General features: G+C 69.2%; 18 protein-coding genes. 8 read left to right on the top strand and 10 right to left on the bottom strand.

The features are described from left to right. The first annotated feature begins 1 nt into the window (after position 1). Positions 2-301, top strand: a complete 300-nt coding sequence (locus tag P1K88_RS03675; protein ID WP_276412642.1) for a CPCC family cysteine-rich protein — start codon at positions 2-4, stop codon at positions 299-301. On the opposite strand, the gene P1K88_RS03670 is transcribed toward P1K88_RS03675, so the two are convergent. Further along, entirely contained in the window at positions 298-1,152 is an 855-nt protein-coding gene (locus tag P1K88_RS03670) for a ZIP family metal transporter (RefSeq protein ID WP_276412640.1), read from the bottom strand. The genes P1K88_RS03675 and P1K88_RS03670 overlap by 4 nt on opposite strands. 85 nt (positions 1,153-1,237) lie before the next feature. Here P1K88_RS03670 and P1K88_RS03665 point away from each other — a divergent pair, with 85 nt between their 5' ends. Continuing rightward, a complete protein-coding gene (locus tag P1K88_RS03665) occupies positions 1,238-2,581 on the top strand; it encodes an aryl-sulfate sulfotransferase (protein ID WP_276412638.1) in 1,344 nt (447 codons plus the stop codon). Here P1K88_RS03665 and P1K88_RS03660 read toward each other — a convergent pair. After that, positions 2,578-3,714 (bottom strand): site-2 protease family protein, encoded by a 1,137-nt coding sequence (locus P1K88_RS03660; RefSeq protein ID WP_276412636.1) that lies wholly within the window; start codon positions 3,712-3,714, stop codon positions 2,578-2,580. The two genes, P1K88_RS03665 and P1K88_RS03660, sit on opposite strands and share 4 nt — an antisense overlap. Before the next feature lie 182 nt (positions 3,715-3,896). Here P1K88_RS03660 and thiE point away from each other — a divergent pair, with 182 nt between their 5' ends. Then, complete coding sequence (thiE, locus tag P1K88_RS03655) at positions 3,897-4,541, top strand: thiamine phosphate synthase (RefSeq protein WP_276412635.1); 645 nt, start codon at positions 3,897-3,899, stop codon at positions 4,539-4,541. Here thiE and P1K88_RS03650 read toward each other — a convergent pair. Beyond that, entirely contained in the window at positions 4,538-4,786 is a 249-nt protein-coding gene (locus P1K88_RS03650) for a glutaredoxin family protein (RefSeq protein ID WP_276412634.1), read from the bottom strand. The genes thiE and P1K88_RS03650 overlap by 4 nt on opposite strands. 81 nt (positions 4,787-4,867) lie before the next feature. Between P1K88_RS03650 and P1K88_RS03645 the strand changes: the two genes are divergently transcribed. Together P1K88_RS03645 and P1K88_RS03640 are read left to right on the top strand one after the other, a co-directional pair. Then, positions 4,868-5,806 carry an oxidoreductase gene (locus P1K88_RS03645; RefSeq protein WP_276412632.1) on the top strand — a complete coding sequence of 313 codons (939 nt, stop codon included), beginning with the start codon at positions 4,868-4,870 and terminating at the stop codon, positions 5,804-5,806. 38 nt (positions 5,807-5,844) lie between these two features. Further along, positions 5,845-6,921 carry a CNNM domain-containing protein gene (locus tag P1K88_RS03640; RefSeq protein WP_276412630.1) on the top strand — a complete coding sequence of 359 codons (1,077 nt, stop codon included), beginning with the start codon at positions 5,845-5,847 and terminating at the stop codon, positions 6,919-6,921. A gap of 223 nt (positions 6,922-7,144) precedes the next feature. Here the strand turns inward: P1K88_RS03640 and P1K88_RS03635 are convergent, their stop codons facing one another. Continuing rightward, positions 7,145-7,447 carry a cupin domain-containing protein gene (locus P1K88_RS03635; protein WP_276412628.1) on the bottom strand — a complete coding sequence of 101 codons (303 nt, stop codon included), beginning with the start codon at positions 7,445-7,447 and terminating at the stop codon, positions 7,145-7,147. Positions 7,448-7,584: 137 nt separating this feature from the next. Between P1K88_RS03635 and P1K88_RS03630 the strand changes: the two genes are divergently transcribed. After that, complete coding sequence (locus P1K88_RS03630; protein WP_276412626.1) at positions 7,585-7,746, top strand: ribbon-helix-helix protein, CopG family; 162 nt, start codon at positions 7,585-7,587, stop codon at positions 7,744-7,746. Between the two features lie 9 nt (positions 7,747-7,755). Here P1K88_RS03630 and P1K88_RS03625 read toward each other — a convergent pair whose 3' ends face one another. The 3 genes from P1K88_RS03625 to P1K88_RS03615 form a co-directional block, all read right to left on the bottom strand. Then, positions 7,756-8,307, bottom strand: coding sequence for a hypothetical protein (locus P1K88_RS03625; RefSeq protein ID WP_276412624.1), 552 nt, complete (start codon positions 8,305-8,307; stop codon positions 7,756-7,758). Between the two features lie 184 nt (positions 8,308-8,491). After that, positions 8,492-9,232, bottom strand: a complete 741-nt coding sequence (locus P1K88_RS03620) for a type 1 glutamine amidotransferase (protein WP_276412622.1) — start codon at positions 9,230-9,232, stop codon at positions 8,492-8,494. Between the two features lie 171 nt (positions 9,233-9,403). Beyond that, a complete protein-coding gene (locus P1K88_RS03615) occupies positions 9,404-10,174 on the bottom strand; it encodes an alpha/beta fold hydrolase (RefSeq protein ID WP_276412621.1) in 771 nt (256 codons plus the stop codon). A gap of 82 nt (positions 10,175-10,256) precedes the next feature. Between P1K88_RS03615 and P1K88_RS03610 the strand changes: the two genes are divergently transcribed. Then, complete coding sequence (locus tag P1K88_RS03610) at positions 10,257-12,119, top strand: cation:proton antiporter domain-containing protein (protein WP_276412620.1); 1,863 nt, start codon at positions 10,257-10,259, stop codon at positions 12,117-12,119. 172 nt (positions 12,120-12,291) lie between these two features. After that, positions 12,292-13,119 (top strand): VOC family protein, encoded by an 828-nt coding sequence (locus P1K88_RS03605; RefSeq protein ID WP_276412619.1) that lies wholly within the window; start codon positions 12,292-12,294, stop codon positions 13,117-13,119. Positions 13,120-13,218: 99 nt separating this feature from the next. Here P1K88_RS03605 and alaS read toward each other — a convergent pair whose 3' ends face one another. From alaS to P1K88_RS18390, 3 genes are all read right to left on the bottom strand, one after another. Then, complete coding sequence (alaS, locus tag P1K88_RS03600) at positions 13,219-16,002, bottom strand: alanine--tRNA ligase (protein ID WP_276412617.1); 2,784 nt, start codon at positions 16,000-16,002, stop codon at positions 13,219-13,221. 51 nt (positions 16,003-16,053) lie between these two features. Further along, complete coding sequence (locus tag P1K88_RS03595) at positions 16,054-16,686, bottom strand: archaellin/type IV pilin N-terminal domain-containing protein (protein WP_276412616.1); 633 nt, start codon at positions 16,684-16,686, stop codon at positions 16,054-16,056. 86 nt (positions 16,687-16,772) lie between these two features. Further along, entirely contained in the window at positions 16,773-19,055 is a 2,283-nt protein-coding gene (locus tag P1K88_RS18390; RefSeq protein WP_379786666.1) for a replication factor C small subunit, read from the bottom strand. Positions 19,056-19,063: the final 8 nt, after the last annotated feature.

Here is a 19,063-nt window from a genome sequence, read left to right as displayed (position 1 = left end):
GATGGCCACCCACACGCCCGGGAATCCGGCGGCGCGGGAACTGGGCTACTGTCCGTGCTGTGGGTACCGGACGCTGCCGGAGGGGGCACCCGGGTCCTACGAGGTCTGTCCGGTCTGTCACTGGATGGACGACCCGATACAGTTCGGCGACGAGGACTACGTGAGCGACACCAACCACGTCTCGCTTGCGACGGCACGCGAGAACTTCGAGCAGTACGGCGGGTGTACCCCCGACGAGGCCGACAGCTGTGCCGACCCCGATGGACTGGACCGGGACCCCAACTGGCCCTACGACGGCTAACCGGCCAGCGAGATGTCCAGATACAGCATGACGATAGCGCCGAGCATGAGCCCCAGCGTCGCCACGCGTTCGTGGCCGCCCCGGTGCGTCTCGGGGATGATCTCGTCGGAGATGACAAAGAGCATCGCCCCCGCCGCAAATCCCATGGCGTAGGGCAACAGCGGGGCGACGAGCGTGACGGCGACAGCTCCGAGGACGGCGAGCGGGATCTCGACGACGCCGGCCCGGAGCCCCGCGACGACGGCGTAGAGCCGCCGGTCCAGGCCGGCGTTGATGGCGGCCACCGAGACGGCGAGTCCCTCGGGGACGTTCTGGATGCCGATAGCGAGCATCAAGGAGAGCGCGCCGCCCAGTTGCGCTGGGTCCCCGGCGGCCGCCCCGAACGCGACGCCGACGGCCAGCCCCTCCGGCATGTTGTGGAGGGTGATGGCGAGGATGAACAGGACGACGCCGGCCAGTCGCTCGTCGGCGACGGCGAGCGTCTCCGAGGGGTTCGCCGCGTCGGAGCGCTTGCGTCCCGACAGCAGGTAGTGGGCGTGGGGGAGAAACCGGTCGGCCTGGTCGAGAAAGAGCGCCCCCAGGGCCACGCCGAGGAGCGTCGGTACCGGGTTCCCGTCGGAGTATACCTCGATGCCGGGCAGGATGAGGCTCGTGAACGCCGCGGCGAGCATCACGCCCGCGGCGAACCCGAGCGCTCCGTCGAGCGCGCGCTCTGAGGGGTCCCGCCAGACGAGCACCAGCGAGGCACCCAGGAGGTTCAGCGCGGCGATGAACAGGCCGCCGAAGAGTCCCAGGACCAGCGGGTCAGAGCCAGCGACCGAGGTGAACGCGTCGGCGAGTCCCGACTGCATCGTCGGGGACTGCGGCGGCCCGCGGTTTGTAACTATCGCCCCGACGTCGGAACGCTTTTTTCCGCAGTCCGCCGAGAGCAGTCCGATGGAGCGCCACGCCCGCGGTGTCGTCCTGGTCGCCGGCAGCCTCCTCCTCCTCGGACTGACGCTGGGCGTCGGGGCCGCGACGGCGCCGGACCGTGGCGTCGGCGCCGGTGGCGAGACCACCCTCGTCGGGTCACAGGGCGGCGGTTTCGGGTGGCACGAGAAGGGGAGCGTCTACCTCGTCGAGGACGGGACGATCGCCTGGCGCGAGGACGGCGCCGACAGCTACTTCGACGTGACGATGCTCCCCGACGGCACCGTCCTCGCGGGGTTCATGCAATGGGGCTACGAGTCCGACTGCGAGCCCTACTGGCCGCCCTGTACCAAGACCGGCTTCCGCATCATCGACCCCGACGCCGCGGGCGGGCCGGCCGTCGTCGGCGAGTACGCCATCCCGGTCCGGACCGGGGAGAACAGCGAGATCCACGACGTCGAGCAACTGGACTCCGGGGAGTACCTGCTCTCGGACATGGAACACGAGCGGGTCTTCACCGTCCGGGGCGTCGAGTCCGGCGACCCCGAGATAACCTGGCAGTGGAACGCCTCGTCGTTCTACGACGCACCGCCGGACCCGACCCGCCGTGACTGGTTGCACATCAACGACGTCGACGCCGTCAACGGGACCCACTACCTCGTCTCGGTCCGCAACGCCAACCAGATACTACTCGTCGAGCGCGACGCGGGCGTCGTCGAGGTCGTCAACGCGGACCGGGGCGGGAACGACGGCGCCTGTCAGGACCGCGGCGAGCAACTGGCCGACTTCGACGGCGACGGCGACATCCGGTGTGGGAACCCCGAGATTCTCGACCACCAGCACAACCCCCAGTGGCTCGGCGACGGGGCGGTCCTCGTGGCCGACTCGGACAACCACCGCGTGGTCGAGCTCCACCGGACCGACGACGGCCGCTGGGAGCCCGCCTGGGTCCTGACCCGCGCGGGCGGCATCGACCTCTACTGGCCCCGCGACGCCGATCGGCTGGACAACGGGAACACGCTCGTCACGGACACGCTGAACAAGCGCATCTTCGAGGTGACCCCGGGCGGCGCAGTCGTCTGGAGCACGGGGACGCCGACCGACTCGCCGATTCCATACGAGGCCGAGCGCCTGCCCGAGGGCGAGCGCGTCGGCGGCGTGCTGTACGGGACCGACGCCGCCGACATCGACAACCTCACGAGCACGCTCGACCCGGCCGTCGGGGGCGTCCCCGGCCTCTCGCTCGCGCTGGTCGGCCTCCGGGCCGTCGCCCCGTGGACGCCGTTCTGGTTCGGCGAGCTCCACCTGGCGCTGTCCGTGCTGTCGCTGCTCGGCGTCGTCGCCGGAGCCGTCGTGTGGGACCGCGGCTAGAACGGCGACGGCGCCCCAACCAGGCGACGCATCTCCATCGCGGAGGCGAAGTCGGCCCGGGAGACGACGCGGGTCCCCTCGATACTGTCGACGAGCGCCGCGCTCGCCGCCGAGCCGTCGAGCGCGACCAGCGCGTCGAACGCGCTCATGTCGGCGGCGAAGCGCGGGAGGTCCGTCTCCATCAGGTCGGCGACGGTGTCGGCCTCGCGTTCGGCCCTCGAGAGCGTCCGGAAGTCGTCGATGGTGACGACGCCGACCGCCTCGCCGTCCCGGACGACGGTGAACTCGGTCGAGCGGTGGGCGAACATCCGGTCGACCAGCTCCTCGACGGTGGCGTCGGCCTCGACGGTCGCGGACGCGGGCCGGGCGACGTCGCTGACGGAGAGCCCCTCGAGCAGGTCCGAGAGCGCCACGGTCCGTGACTCGCCGGTGGCCGCGCCGTAGACGAACAGCGCGAGCAGGAGCAACATCGGCGAGAACGAGAGGACGCCGACGACGGCAAAGAGCACGGCAAAGCCGGTGCCGATGCGGGCGGCCAGGCGCGTCGCCGCGGCGTAGGGACGGGTGCGAGCGAGCAGTGCCCGGAGGACCCGCCCACCGTCCATCGGGAACGCGGGCAGCATGTTGAACACCGCGAGAAAGAGGTTCGTGACCGCCAGCCAGCCCACGACGAACGTCGTCACCTGCGCGCTGGCGGGGAGGACGAGCACCGCGCCGTAACAGACGAACCCGACGAGGATGCTCGTCACCGGGCCGGCGACGGCGATCCAGAACTCGCGGTTCCACTCGCGGGGCATCGTCTTCAGGCTCGCGAGACCCCCGAGAATCCACAGCGTGATGGACTCGACCTCGAGGTCGTACCGCATCGCCATCCACGAGTGGCCCAGCTCGTGGACGGCGACGCTGGCAAAGAGGCCGACTGCGGCCGCGCTCCCGATGAGCCAGGGGGTCCGGCCGGCCATCAGGCGGGCCACGTCCAGGTCGACGCCAGTCAACGTCCCGACGAGTCCCGCGTACACCGAGATCTGGGCCCCGCTTCCGATGATCCACGCGAGCACCGGCAGGAAGACGAGCAGCGAGATGTTCACCCGGATGGGGATGCCCCAGACCGTCGTGAGGTGGTAGTTTCGCACACCGCTCTAAACGTCCGGCGGCCAGTAATAGGTTCGGCCGACGTCCCGGCCAGACTGGAGGCGACGGCCCGCGAGACCACGCCCTCGACGGACGCCGTCACCGACAGCGACGACGAGCGGGCGCGCGAGGCGTGCGCCCGCTCGGGCAAAAGAGTGAGGGCGCGAGCGGCCCCACGCCCGGTATGGTCGACTGGGACGTCTATCTGGTCACACAGGAGTCGCTGTCAGCCGGACGCCCGACGCGGGCGGTCGTCGAGGCCGCCGTCGAGGCCGGCGTCGGCGTCGTCCAGTTGCGCGAGAAGGGACGACCGGCGCGCGAACGCTACGAGCTGGGCCGGGACCTGCGCGAGGTGACCCGCGAGGCCGGCGTCACCTTCGTCGTCAACGACCGGGTCGACATCGCGCAGGCGGTCGACGCCGACGGCGTCCACCTCGGCGACGCGGACCTGCCGGTGCCGGTCGCTCGCGAGCTGCTGGGCCCGGACGCGGTCGTCGGCCGGTCCGTCTCGACGGTCTCAGACGCAGAGGCGGCCGAGGCCGCGGGCGCGGACTACCTGGGCGTCGGCGCGGTGTATCGGACCGGGTCGAAGGCGGACCTGGACGACGACGAACACGGCGTCGGCCCGGCGCGGGTGGCGGCCATCGCCGACGCCGTCGACCTACCGCTGGTTGGCATCGGCGGCATCACGCCCGCGAACGCGGCCGCGGTCGCCGCGGCGGGGGCCGACGGCGTCGCCGTCATCAGCGCCATCACCGCGGCCGAGGACCCGACTGAAGCGACGCGGGCCCTCCGGGAGGCCGTCGAGCGGGGCCACCGGGAGGGCTAGCCGGACAGCTTTTCGCGCAGGCGCGCCTCGTCGACGTGGTACTTGAACGCGGGCCGGCCGTCGACGAGGACGTAGGGCACCCGCTCGCCGTATGCCTCCTGGAGGTCGGGGTCGGTGTCGACGTCGATCAGGTCGAGGTCGAGCCCGACCCCCTCGTCAGCGGCGACCCGGTGGATGGTGTCGATGGCGTCCTCACAGAGGTGGCAGTCCTCGCGCGTGTAGACAGTGACCGAGACGTCGCTCATCGGTGTCGCTTGGGGCGCGAGGGACAAATGCACTACTGGTTTGGCGGAGCGCTTGAGTGGCCTCGCGCGCTAGCGGTGCCAATGACCGGCTGGACGACCGACGAGATGCCGAGACTGGACGATTCGACGGTCGTGGTGACCGGCGCGAACAGCGGAATCGGGTTCGAGGGGACCGCGGCGTTCGCCCGGAAGGGTGCGACGGTCCTGATGGCCTGTCGCAGCGTCGAGCGCGGCGAGCGGGCGGCCACGGAGATACGCGAGCGGGTGCCCGACGCCGACCTCGAGGTGCGACGGTGCGACCTCGCCGACCTCGCGAGCGTCGAGGCCTTCGCCGACGGCGTCCGCGAGGACTTCGACGGCGTCGACGTCCTCTGTAACAACGCCGGCGTGATGGCCATCCCCCGCCGGGAGACCGACGACGGCTTCGAGATGCAGCTGGGCGTGAACCACCTCGGTCACTTCGCGCTGACCGGGCATCTCTGGCCGGCACTCCGGGCCGGTGCGGGCGAGGCGCGCGTCGTCACGCAGTCCAGCGGCGCCCACGAGGCGGGGGCGATGGACTTCGAGGACCTCCACCGGGACCGGTCTTACGGGAAGTGGAGCGCCTACGGCCAGAGCAAGCTGGCGAACCTCCTCTTTACCTACGAGCTCGACCGCCGGCTCGCGGCGGCGGACGTCGACGACGTGACCGCCGTCGCGTGTCACCCGGGCTACGCGGCCACGAACCTCCAGTACCGCGGCCCTCGCGAGATTGGGTCGACGGTCAGGCTGGCCGCGATGAAAGTCGCCAACGCGGTGTTCGGCCAGTCCGCGGCGAAGGGAGCGCTCCCGATGCTGTTCGCGGCGACGGCAGACCGCGTGACCGGCGGCGAGTACGTCGGCCCCGGTGGGTTCCTGAACATGCGCGGGCACCCCGAGTTCCAGCGTTCGAACGACGCGTCCTACGACCGCGAGACGGCCCGGCGACTCTGGACCGTCTCCGAGACCGAGACCGGGGTCAGCTTCGACCTGCGCACGTAACGCCACTTTTTCCGTTCCCGGGGGCGAACGTCGCGCCGATGCAACCAGCCGAACTCGCCGCCAGACTGGTCGCAGGCGTCGGACTCATCCTCGCGAACGGCTTCTTCGTCGCCATCGAGTTCGCGCTCACCCGCGCCCGACAGTACCCCGAAGCGGAGTTCGACGAACCGGGCCTGCGCCGTGCCTGGGAGATGACCGACGACTTAGAGATATACCTCACGAGATGCCAGGTCGGCATCACCGCCTCCTCCATCGCCGTCGGTATCGTCGCCGAACCCGCGCTCGCGGCACTCTTCGAGCCCTACTTCGCCGGGTCGCGTCTCGCCGGCATCGGCCTCGGCGCGGCCATCGCGTTCATCATCATCAACCTGGTCCACCTGACCCACGGCGAGCAGACCCCGACCTACCTCGGCGTCGAGCGCGCGAAGTTCGTCTGTCGCCACGGCGCGACGCCGCTGTACTACTTCGCGAAGCTCATCTCGCCGCTCATCACCGTCGGCGACAGCGTCGCGAAGTGGACCCTGTCGCTGTTCGGCGTCGAGATGTCCGGCGCGTGGCTCGAGACCGAAGAGGAGGTCATCGAGACGCGGGGCGACCTGCGCCGGAAGCTGGGGTCGGTCCTCGAGGAGGGGAACCTCTCCGAGGAGCGCCGCGAGGAGGTCCTGGCGGCGCTGGCCGTCGGCGACCAGCAGGTGCGTGACGTGATGGTCCCCATCGAGGACGTCGTCGCGCTGTCGACGACCACCGACGAGGCGACCAACGCCCGGCGGGTCGCCGAGACCCCCCACACCCGCTACCCGCTCTTTGGGGACTCCGTCGAGGAGTTCCTGGGCATCGTCTACGTCCCCGAGCTCGTCCGCGAACAGGGCGGGGAGGACGCGGGCGGGACGCTGCTGGGCGGCGTCGACCTCGAGTCGGTTGCGGCCCCGCCGATGACGATGACCGCGGACACGAGCGTCAGCGACGCCATCGACCGGTTCCAGGCCGAGAGCCAGGAACTGGCGCTCGTCATGGAAGACGGGCAGGTGCTGGGCCTGCTCACGGTCACCGACGCGCTGGAGGCCGTCGTCGGCGACATCCGGGACCCGATGGACGAACAGGCCGGCGTGGCATAGCGCGGGCCGTGCGGCATCACGGGCCGCGGAAATAGCGCGGGCCGTGCGGCATCACGGGCCGCGGAAATAGCGCGGGCCGTGCGGCATCACGGGCCGCGGAAATAGCGCGGGCCGTGCGGCATCACGGGCCGCGGAAATAGCGCGGGCCGTGCGGCATCACGGGCCGCGGAAATAGCGCGGGCCGCCAGATAGCGCGGGCCACGAGAAGGTGTGGACTGTGGAACTACCGTGGCGGCGTGTAGAAGTTCACCGTCTCGAGGGGCTCGTCGCCGTCGTTCTCGATGCCGTGGCGCTCCCCGGCCTCGATGCGCACCAGGTCGCCCGCCGAGACGCGCTCCGTGTCGCCGTCGACGGTGACCAGTCCGGTCCCGCGGACGGCATAGAGCCACTGGTCGCTCTCGGCGTGGTAGTTGTCGGGCCCGCCGACGGTCCGGCCGGGGTCGACGGTCATCTCGGCGGCCTGTGCCTCCGCGGTCTCCATGACGACCTCGAAGTACCGGTCGAACTCGAGGTGAGCACGCTCCATGCCCACGTATCGGCCGGCGCGGACGAGTTACTTTCGGCCACCGGGCCGGCCGCAGGGTCCGCGACGACGCCGTCACGCGGACGGCCGACGGTCGTCTGACGAGGATATATGACCGCTGGGCTGTGAGTGGATAGCCGATGGACGAGACGTTCCTCGACCTCGAGACGGTCGACATCGAACTCGACGAGGCAGTGCTCGAAGCCCTGGACGAGAAGGCGTTCGCAGACCACCGCGACAACCGACAGGCCGCCGTCCGCGACCTGCTCGACGAGTGGCTCAAGAACCAGGACGACGACTGAGACGACGGATCATGTCGTCTGTGAGCGTGGCGCGACCGAACCGGATTCCTGCGAGGACACACAGACCGTGCCGACGTCCACGCTCCCCTGTGGCCCGATGCCGACGTCGACGGTCACCACCGCCGTCTCCGGGCGGCAGCCGACCTGGGCCCAGGACCGCAGCGTGGGTGGGTCGTCGCTCGTCCAGACCAGCAGCCACACCGCCGACCCGGGCGCCGTCCCCTCGATCGTCGTCCCGAGGCCGCTGTCGGGCGCCACCTCGAACCCCTGGCGCTCGGTGGCGTCGACGAACCGGACGTCGGTCACGTTGCCGAACCGGGCGGGCGAGCGCCCGGTCAGCGCGTCCGGTGACCGCGTGACGTTCGTCCCGTTTGCGAACGTGAACACGACGTCGCCCGCGCCGTCGGGGACGACGGAGACGCGGACCTCGTAGGTCCGGTCGTGGGCGTTGGTTATCGACACCTCGACCTGCTGAGTGGGTCCGGGTGCGGGCTGGCCGCCGAAGCCGAGACACCCGGCGGTCAGACAGAGCGTGGCGACGAGGAGAGAGGACCGTCGCATGGTCGCCGGTTCGCGGGGGGCCGGCAAAAGACTGCGTGCGACCGCCACCGTGGTCTCCGGCGGCGTCGGCCTCGCCGCCTCGATGCCACCGGGTTCACACGAAGGGGCCAGCAGCCTGCTCACGGCCGGGTCCCGACCGTAGAGCACGACCTGCGCGTGTGGGCTCGGGACGACGAGCGAGGCGTCAGTCGTCGTCGCTCGCGACGGCGCCCTCGGCGGTTCCACCGGCGAGTTCGTCACCGACGCCGCGCTGGGTGGCGCGGACGTAGTCGGTGAAGTTCTCGAAGAGCCGCTTTGCCTCACAGGCCGCCCGATAGTTCTCCGGGGTGATGTCCGCGAGGACGTGCTCGATGCGTTCGTCGGCCAGCTGGTCCTTGCTCGCGGCGATGGTACGGGCCGTCTCGGGGTCGTACTCGGGGTGGAACTGGACCGCGAAGACGTTGTCCTTGCGGAAGCCGTGGACGCCGTAGTCGTTCTCGGCGAACGTGGTCGCCCCCGGCGGCAGTTCGGCGACCGTGTCGGAGTGGGTGGTGAAGACGGTGAACTCGTCGTCGACGCCCGCGAGCAGCGCGTTGTCGCCGTCGTGTTCGACGGTCCGGTACCCGATCTCGTAGTCGTCCATCGGCTCGACGCGCCCGCCCAGCGCGTGGGCGAGCAGCTGGTGCCCGAAACACACGCCCAGGAACGGCAGCCCGCGGTCGACGGCGTCGCTGACCCACGACTCGAGGGCAGCGATCCACGGCTCGTCCCAGTAGACCGACGCACGCGAGCCCGTCACCAGACACGCGTCGAACGCGAAGGTGTCGGGCAGTTCGCGCTCGGTGACGTCGTATTCCACGAGGTCCGCCGCCAGCTCGCGCCGGAAGTTCCGGCGGTTGGCCGCGCCGTCGTGGGCTGCGTTCAGCAGGGCGATGCGAAGGGTCATCGTCTCACTCCTATCGCCGGACGACCAAAAACCTGCATATCCCTGGCAGTTCCTGCCGGTCCCGAGGACACGAACAGCATCGAACGGCGTGTCCGAAGTAGCGGTCAGCGGCGTCCGGAAAGTCTCGCCTGTCCCCGCGGACGGGACGGCCGACACGCGGTTGTCGGCCCGTCATTCCCGGTCCGTGTGCTCGTCCAGGAAGGAGACGAGCCGGTCCGTGACGACGGGCGCGTGTTCGACGTAACAACAGTGCCGGCCCTCGACGGCCTCGCTCGTCCCGCGGGGCAGGTCCGCGCCGAGTGCCTCGGCAGCACTCGCCGGAATCACCGGGTCGTCGACGCCGTAGTACACCTCGGTCGGGAGGGTGACCTCGTACAGCGGCGGCGCCTCGAAGTCGGTCGTCGCGGCGGCCTGGGCCGCGAAGGCGTCCCCGGTCGCGTCGTCCTCGCGTCGCCACGCGGTGATTCGGTCGAGCAGGTCGCGGTCGGCGGTCCGGAACGTCTCCGAGAACGCCCCCTCGAGCGAGGCCTCGGGGCCGGTCTCGAGCGCGAGGTCGGCGAGCGCGTCGGCGTCGATTGCGTCGCCGCTGGCGGCCGTACAGTACAGCGTCAGCGTCCGGGCGCGGGTGTAGCGGTGGGCGTACTGGAGCGCCACCATCCCCCCCAGGCCGGCGCCCACCAGGTGGACCGAGCCGACGCCGTGGTCGGCGAGGACGGCCTCGAGGTCGGCCGCGAGCGTCCGGACGCTGTAGGGCCCCGGCGGGACGTCCGACGCGCCGGTCCCGCGCAGGTCCCAGACGAGCGTCTCGAAGCCCAGCAGCGCGTCGTAGTGCCAGCCCCACAGCCAGGCGCCGTAGCCAACGTCGCCCACGAAGGCGACGCAGGGGCCGTCGCCCTCGGCCTCGTAGTGCAGCGTCACGCCCCGGTTGGTCGCAGTCGGCATCGCCGTCCCCTACTCGCGACAGGGGCCTTTCTCTTTCGATGGCTACGCCTATAGGCCTGGCCAGCGAAGCGTCGCCAGGTTCGTGTCTGGCGCAGCATCCCTCATCGGCGCGGTGGCCATCGTCGCGGCCATCGGCGTCGGCGCCCAGTTGCTCGCCGACCGCCTCCAGGTTCCGAGCGTCGCCTTCCTGCTCCTCGGGGGGGTCCTCGTCGGCCCCCAGGCGCTGGGCCTGGTCAGGCCGTCGGTGTTCGGTGAGGCCGGGTTGCAGGCCATCGTCGGCCTCAGCGTCGGCATCATCGTCTTCGAGGGGGCGTTCCACCTCACCGCGGAGCGGGTACGTGAGGCCTCGAGCGAGGCGCTGGGGCTGGTCACCGTCGGCGCGCTCGTCTCGCTTTCCGGGACCGCCGTCGCCGTCCAGTTCGTGTTCGGGACGACGTGGCCGGTCGCCGTCCTCGTGGGGTCGCTGCTCATCGCGACGGGCCCGACGGTCATCACGCCCATCATGAACGTCGTCCCGGTGCGCGAGCGGGTCGCCGCCGCCCTCGAGACAGAGGGGATCGTCAACGATGTCCACGCCGCGATTCTCGCGGTCGCGACCTTCGAGTTCGTCGTCGCCGAGTCCTCCTCGCCGCTGGTGGTCGTCGAGGCGTTCGTCGCCCGGCTGGCGCTCGGTCTCCTCGTCGGCGTCGCCGTCGGGGGCGGCATCGCGCTGTTCCTCCGTCGCGTTTCCCTCCCGGAAGACAGCGCTCCCCAGAACGCGCGGCTCCTCGTCCTCCTCGGCGCCCTCATCGCCTACGCGCTCGCGAGCAGCCTGCTCTCCGAGGCGGGCATCGCCGCCGCCGCCGTCGCTGGCATCGTCCTCGGCAACGCCGACATCCCCCACGAGGACGTCGTCGCGGAGTTCAAGGGCGGGGTGACGCTGTTCGTCCTCTCTTTCGTCTTCGTCGTGCTTGCGGCGCTGCTCTCGCTCGACGACCTCCGTGCGCTCGGGCTGGGCGGCCTCGTCGTCGTCGTGGTCGTCGTCGCGCTCCTCCGGCCGTTTGGCGTGTTCCTCTCGACGCTCGGCGGGGCGCTGTCGGTCCGCGAGCGGATGTTCGTCGGGATGCTCGGCCCCCGGGGTATCATCCCGGCCAGCGTGGCGACGCTCTTCGCCATCGAACTCCGCCCGACGAACCCGACGGCCGCGACGACGCTGGTCGGGACCGTCTTCCTCGTCATCTTCGCGACAGTCGTCTTCCAGGGCGGCCTGGCAAGACACATTGCACAGGCGCTCGACATCCTCCCCATGCAGACGCTCATCGTCGGCGCCGGCCGCGTCGGAACCGAACTCGCCGACCGGTTCGAGGCCCGCGGCGAGGAGGTCGTCCTGGTCGACAGCGACGCCGGGACGGTCGAACGCATCCGCGAAGACGGGCACCGGGTCGTCCACGGCGACGGCACCGAGGCGGCGGTGCTGGAGCGGGCCGGCATCGACCGGGCGAGCGTGTTCGTCGCCGCGACGGCCGACGACGACGTGAACCTGCTCGTCTCGCAACTGGCGACCACCCGCTTCGACGTCGGCACCGTCGTCGCCCGGGCGAACCAGCCGGACAACGTCGAAGCGTTCGAGGACATCGGCGTGGAGACCATCTCGGCGGGCTTTGCCGTCGCCGACGCCATGGACGACGCCATCGAGCGACCGGCGCTGGCCCACTGGCTGGCCGACGCCGCCCGGACCGGCGACGTCCTCGAGGTCGAACTCGCGAACGACGCGCTCGCCGACCGTCCGCTCTCGGTGGTGACCGACGACCTCCCCGATGGCTGTCTGGTCGCGATGGTGAGCCGGGACGGGAGCGACCGGGTGCCCGACGACGACTTCGTCCTCGCGGAGGGAGACCACCTGACGCTCGTCTGTGAGACCAACGAGGCGATGCGGGCCGCGCGGAAGGTCTGCAACGTCGACTGAGCGGGCGGGGCCGTGCTGTCGCGAGCCAGACCGGTGACGCGTGGCCCGTGAGAGTGTTCGGTCGCGGTGCTGGTCGAGCGAGTCACTATCTGAGACACATCCTCGAGCCGAGCACTGAACGGCAGGGACAGCACAGGAGAGTATTTTCTACTGCGGTGTGAACCTGCGTCGCATGACGCTCACCGTCGACCACGCCCTGTTCGCCTGGCCGGACCACGACGAAGTCCTGGCCGCCTGCGAGGCCGTCGGTCTGGCCCCCGCGTTCGGGGGCGTCCACGACGGCGGCGAGACGCAAAACTCCCTGGTCGCGTTCGCCGACGGCTCCTACCTGGAGCTGATGACACCGACCGAGCCCGGCACCGAACCGGACCGCTGGGCGGGGCTGGTCGACCACTGGCGCGGCCCGGAGAACTGGTGTATCCGGGCGGACGTCCGAACGCTTCTGACCCGTGCCATCGCCACGGGGGCGCCGGTCGACGGCCCCCACCCGGGACGCCGCGAGCGGCCCGACGGGACGCGCGTCGAGTGGGTCAACGGGAGTTACGGTCCCCCGCGACTCCGTGGCGTGCTCCCGTTCGCAATCACGGACCGGACGCCCCGTGACTTCCGAGTCCCCGACGCGGCCGTCAGCGACGGGCCACTCACCGGCATCGCGGAGATACTCGTCGGAGTCGAGTCCGTCACGGAGCCGGTCGAGTGGTTCCGTCGACTCCACGACTTCCCGACGCCGGTCGACGTGGCGACACCGCTCGCGGCCGACGTGGCGTCCGTCCCGGGCCAGCCAGTCTCGTTCGTCGAGCCCGCTCCGGGGTCGGCGCTCGCCAGTCGGCTCGCCGAGACAGCACAGCAGCCGCTCGCGTTCCTCCTCTCTGCGGTGGACTTCGACGCGGCCGCCGAGCGGTTCGCCCTGACCGACGCCGAGGCGTGGGGTGACCGCCGCGTCGCCTGGTTCGACGCCGACGTGTTCCGGGCGAGGGTGGGCGTCCTCGGATCGCCCTGAGCGCCGCTATCACCGACTCTCTTCGGACCGGGTCCAGGCATTCGGATTGTGGACCCGCGGGGACCAGTCCACGATCGACCGACAGCGGGTCGCGTCGCCCTATGCGTTCGCGACCGAGCGTAGAATCTCGGGAGCGTCCGCGAGCGCGCCGTCGAGCGCGTCTGCGTCGGGGCCACCGCCCTGTGCGAAATCCGGCGGGCCACCGCCGCCACCGCCGACCCGACGGGCGAGCTCGCCGACGACCTCGCCAGCGTCGACGTCGACGCCGTCGGGCACCGAGACGACGAACTGCGCGCCGTCCAGCCCCGAGCCGAGCACCGCAATCTTCCCCTGTTCGGTGACGGCGTTGGCCTGGGCGCGCAGTTCGTCCATGTCGGCGTCGATGCGCTGGACGACCGCGGTGGCGTCGCCGACCTCGACCTCCTCGGCGTCGGCGCCGCCCGAGGCGCGGGCCTCGGCGAGTTGCTCTTTGAGCGTCTCGATCTCCTTGCCGCGGGCCTTCCACTCGTCGAAGAAGCGTTCGGCCGTCTCCGGGACCTCCTGTGGGGCGACGTCGAGCACGTCGGCGGCCTCGTAGAGGGCGTCCTCGGTCGACTGTGTCGCCTCGAGCGCCGCGTTGCCGGCCGCGAAGGTGATGCGGATGACGCCGTCCTGGACGCGTTCGGTGCCGAGCACTTTGATCGTCCCGATGTCGCCGGTGCGGGCGACGTGGGTCCCGCCGCAGGCCTGGATGTCGTCGGCGACCTGGATGAGGCGGATCTGCTCGCCGGCGGGGATGCCGCCCTGGTAGAGGTCGAAGCCGTGTTTCTCCTCGGCCTCGTTGCGGTCGGGCCACTGCTGGGTGACCGAGACGTTGTCCTGGACGAGGTCGTTGGCCAGCCGTTCGATCTCCGTGACCTGCTCGCGGGTCACCGAGGCGTAGTGGCTGACGTCGATGCGCGAGGAGTCGACGCCCTTCTGGGCGCCGGCCTGGCGGACGTGTTCGCCCAGCACCTGCCGGGCGCTGTGGATGACGATGTGCGTAGCGGTGTGGTGTTGCATCAGGCGCTTCCGGCGGGAGGCGTCCAGCTGCCCGCGGACGAACTCACCCTTGCCGGGGTCGGCGTCGCAGGTGTGGACGATGACGCCGTCGTAGCGCTGGACGTCGGTCACCTCGCAGGTGACGTCGTCCGTCGAGAGGGTCCCGTGGTCCGGGGGCTGACCACCGCCCTCGGGGTAGAACATCGTCTGGTCTAAGACGACGTCGAAGTCGCCGTCCTCGCGGTCGAACACCTCCAGTACGACCGCCTCGAACTCGGTGCGCTGCTGGTCGTCGTAGTAGAGCCGGTCGGTCTCGGGCAGTTCGACGATGCGGTCGGCGTAGGGGACCCCCTGCTCCTCCCCGGGGAAGTCGCCGCCGCCGTGGCGCTCGGCGACCACCGAGTAGAAGTCGTCGGGGACGTCGACCTCGACGCCCTTCTCGGCGGCGATCTCCTCGACCATGTCGGGCTGGATGCCGTGGGAGTCGTACAGCTCGACCAGTTCCTCGAGGGGAATCGGCTCGTCTTTCTGTGCGTACTCGTCGGCCAGCTGGCGGACCCGGCGGCCGCCCCGGTCCAGGGTCTCGCGGTACTTCTCGACCTCCGTGCGGACGATGTCCCGAATCGTATCGCGGTTCTCGTAGTCCAGGCGGGCGGCCTGCATGTCGACGAGTTCGTCCAGCGGCGCGTCGACGCCGACGCCGTCGACCAGGCGCTTCGTGCGCCGCAGCACCATCCGGGCCAGATACCCGGTGCCGACGTTCGAGGGGACGATGCCGTCGCCGAGCATGTACGCCAGCGTCCGGCAGTGGTCGGCGATGGCGTAGATGTCCTCCAGCGGCTCCATCAGGTCGATCAGTTCCCCGGTCTCGAGGCCGACCTCGGCGGCGATGGTGTCGCGTTCCTGCTCGATGTCCTCGGCCTCGTCGATGTCCATCCGGCCCGCGAGTTTCGCGGCCTGGTGGACGATGGCTTCCTCCTCGTCGGTGAGTTCGACCCCGGCGTTGTCCTTGAGGAAGGCAATCATGTCGGGGTAGACGGCCTCGTACACCGTCGGGGTGCCCTGGGACATCCAGGTCCACCGCTCCAGACCGTAGCCGGTGTCGACGATGTAGGTGTCCATCTCCGCGTACCGGTTGCCGTCTTTCATCTCGTACCCGCCGTCGGGGTCCTGTTCGAGGGACATGAAGACGAGCGTCGCCAGCTCCGCGCCCCGGTAGATGACCTCGAAGGCGGGCCCGGCGTTGCCGCCGCCGACCCACGGGTCCTCGATGAGGGTCAGTTCGGCGACGTCCGCGCCCAGTTCCTCGAACAGCTCGACGCAGTACTGCACGGTCTCGTCCTTCCAGTAGACCTCGCCCTGGTAGGCGTACTGCTCGGGGTCCTCTAAGTCCTCGCGGGCGTTGAACGCGTGGTGAGCCATCATCTCGAAGGCCATGGTGTGGCGCCCGGTCTTGCCCACGTTGTCGATGTCCTGCATCCGGATGCAGGGCTGGGAGATACAGAGCGGGTTCGCCGGCGGCGGCGTCGTCCCCGAGGTGACCAGGGGCTGGAAGTCGTAGATAGAGGCCTGGGTCAACAGCACGTCGTCGCGCCAGCGGTTCGCCGCGACGGGGTAGGGGTCGATGCGGGCGTGGTCGCGCTCCTCGAAGAAAGAGAGGAACGCCTCGCGCATCTCCGAGAGGGAGAAGGCCTCGTCGAACCCGGGGTTGTCGATGAACCCGTACTCCTCACAGGGCGGTTCGCCGCAGGTGTCCCGCTCGACGCGCGCCCAGAACATATCCCCACAGGAGACACACTCCTGGCGGGTGAATCCGGCCTCGTCGAAGTAATCGAGGCGGTAGGCTTCCTCGAGGTCGCTCATTGGGGTATTCTTGGCCCACGTGCGCCTAAAACTGTTCCGAAGGGGGCCTGCCTACAGCAGGACAGACGACTCGCCCGAGAGCGTCTGTGGCACGACGATGCGCTTCTCCGTCGTCGCGCCCGAGGCCGTCGTGATGCGGATGGTGGCCGTCTCCCCTTCACCGATGGGCTGGCCGAACGTGTCGCTGGTGCCCAGTTTGGTGAGGTCGGCGGTACCGAGGTCGAGCGTTATCTTGAAGCGGTCCTCGGGGTCGTTCAGCACGGGCTGGGAGCCGTCGTCGTCCTGGATGGTCGAGACCATGAACCGGCCGTCGGGGTTCCCGGAGGCACCGCCCGACGCCAGCTGGTAGTACGAACCGGTCGGTCCGACCCACTGGACCGTCGCCGTTTCGAGGTCGACGTTCCCCGATCCCGGTCCGGCCTTCACCGTGACGTTGACCACGCCGACCTCGTCGTTGTTCGTGAAGTGGTCGGCCGACGTGCTGACGACCTGGACCCGGTTCGTCGTCGAGTCGCTGGCCTCCTGTCCCGTCGCCTGCGCCGAACTCTGGAGGAAGCCGGCAGTGTTGATGAGCACGCCGGCGGCGATGGCCGCGACGAGCACCATCGCGATGAACACGATGAGCGTCCCGATGCCGACCTGCCCGCGGTCGTCGCGCCCGCCGGAGAGGTGCTCGCGATGCATTTCAGTTGTTGATATCTTGGTTGCACGTCGTTGTAAAACTCATCCCCCGAGTATCACCGGTGAAAACGCCGATTTCGGCCGGTCGATCACTCCTCGGGCGCGAGCGAGGCGAGCATCGCCTCGAGCTGGATTCGCTCGTTGGCGCCGCGCGTGATGCGGTAGTCCGTCTCGCCGACGCGTTCGAGCACCCGAACCGCAGCCTGGTCGGAGATCTCGAACTCCCAGATGGAGCGGTGCAGCTGGTCGATGATGTCACCGCCGGCGATACCCTCCTCGGTCAGCAGGCGGTCCAGCGTCGCCCGCGCCGCGGTGAAGTCGCCGTCCAGCGCCGACTGAACCATGTCGTGAATCTCCTCGGGGCGCGCGGTGGAGGTGATGGCGTAGACCGCCCCCTCGTCGACCACGTCGCCGCTGACCGAGGCCGCCTGGAGGCCGTTGATGGCCTTGCGCATGTCGCCGCCGGCCGCGTAGACCAAGGCGTCCAGGCCGTCGTCGGTGAGTTCGATGTCCTCCTCGGCGGCGATGTGGCGGATCTCGCTCTCGACGGCGTCGTCCGACAGCGGCGAGAAGCGAAAGACCGCACACCGCGACTGGATGGGGTCGATGATCTGACTGGAGTAGTTACACGAGAGGATGAAGCGGACGTTGTTCGAGAACTGCTCCATCGTCCGGCGGAGTGCAGACTGGGCGTCGCTGGTGTTGTGCGTCAGGATACCGTTTGCCAGCATGAAGTTGGGTGTACCCTCCATCGTGATGTTGTACGCCTTCCCGCGATGACTGTACGTAATGTCACGCACTTCCACCGTCTCCACCGACTGTAACCCGCCGTCGGAGACGAGCGCTGGTTCGAACTCGTCTCTGTCGTAGTGTTCGTGGTGGGGGAGTTCCTCGTCGCCGACGACGAGGAAGGTGTATTCGTCGCCGTACGTCTCCAGGAACTCCTCGACTTTCTCTGTCTGTCCCCACAGTTCGGCGGATCCCTTTACCTCGATAACCGTGTCTCCAACCAGGAAGTCCGGGTGGAAGACTGTCTCCGACAACTCGAACTCCGGTTCGTATTCGTACTCGATACCGGCGTCTTGCAAGGCCTTCGCGACTTCGAACTCCCAGTCAGACCGGACGAGGTGGCCGAGTTCGTCGCTGTGCCGGATGTTTCCGCCCGTCGGTTCGTGACCTTGCAGCGCTTCCGAGACCTTCTGTGCGACCTCGGGATCACGCATCGGGTTGTTGTCTCCGGTGATGTCACAGACGGGATATTCACAGTTCTCGGTGCTCTTCTCGACGAGTCGCTCCTTCTTTTCGTCGTCCAAACTATCCCACCACGCTTCGCACGCACGACCGATATCCGCTTTGACCTGCTCGGGGTCGGCCTCAACGACCCATTCGTCCCATGAGGTCCCCGACCGCAGTTCGCTAACCGTCTCGCGGAACTGGTCAATCGAGTCTTCGTCCATCTCCCACACGGAGACGCCGTGGAATGCTCCCCCGTAGTTCGGGTTGTTTTCGCCAGCGAACCGCCCGTCCGATAGCTTCTCGACGATTTTCTCTCGCCGCTCCGCGGACCACTCGGTCCCATGCATCGGGTTCCCCTCACCTCGCATCTCTCGACTGTGGCCCTCGTTCTTGCAGTCGAGAGAACAGAATCTTCCTGCGGTCCACTCACCGCAGACCTCACACTCTGAGACGCCGATATCGTCTTTGAAGTCGGCGATCTCGTCTCCAGGAGAGAGTTCCTGTAGTTCCTTCTCGACGAGTGTTCCCTCCTCACTGACCACGAAGAACGGATGGCTGAGACTCGCCTGGACCGTCCGTCCGTCGGCCAGTTCGAGTTTGAAGAAGTCCGCAACACCCGAGTCGACGAGTTTCCCGCTGTCGGACTGTATCTCGTTCGTCTCGAAGTCGACGGAGGGGATCGGTTCGCCGTCCTCCGCGACCTCCTCTATCGGTTTCACCTCCGGTGAGGACGGATAGCCGGTGACGACTTCCGTACCCGGAGGCACACACAGCGCGTCTGCCTCGTCGAGGAATATGATCCGGTACTCGACGCCGCCGAAGCTCGTGCGCGCGAAGTTCTTGATGCGGTCCCGGACCACGTCGATGCCGCGCTCGTCGGAGGCGTTGAGTTCGAGGAAGTGCTCGCGCCAGTCATCGCCGTACAGCTCGCGGGCGATGGCGGTCGCGCAGGTAGTTTTTCCAGTCCCTGCTGGTCCTGAAAATAACATATGGCTCAGGTCGTTGCGGTCGACGTAGCTCTGGAGTCGCCCGACGATGTTCTCGTGACCCATCACGTCGTCGAGGGTCTGTGGGCGGTACTTCTCGATCCAGACTTCCTCCCGTCCCGCCCGCGACTCGCTGTCGGCCTCGCTCATATCCAGGT

It is taken from the genome of Haloarcula halobia (assembly GCF_029338255.1).
In the GTDB taxonomy this organism is placed as follows: Archaea; Halobacteriota; Halobacteria; order Halobacteriales; family Haloarculaceae; genus Haloarcula; species Haloarcula halobia.
Note: the sequence above shows the minus strand (reverse complement) of the source record. Positions and strands in the feature narration are given on the sequence as shown.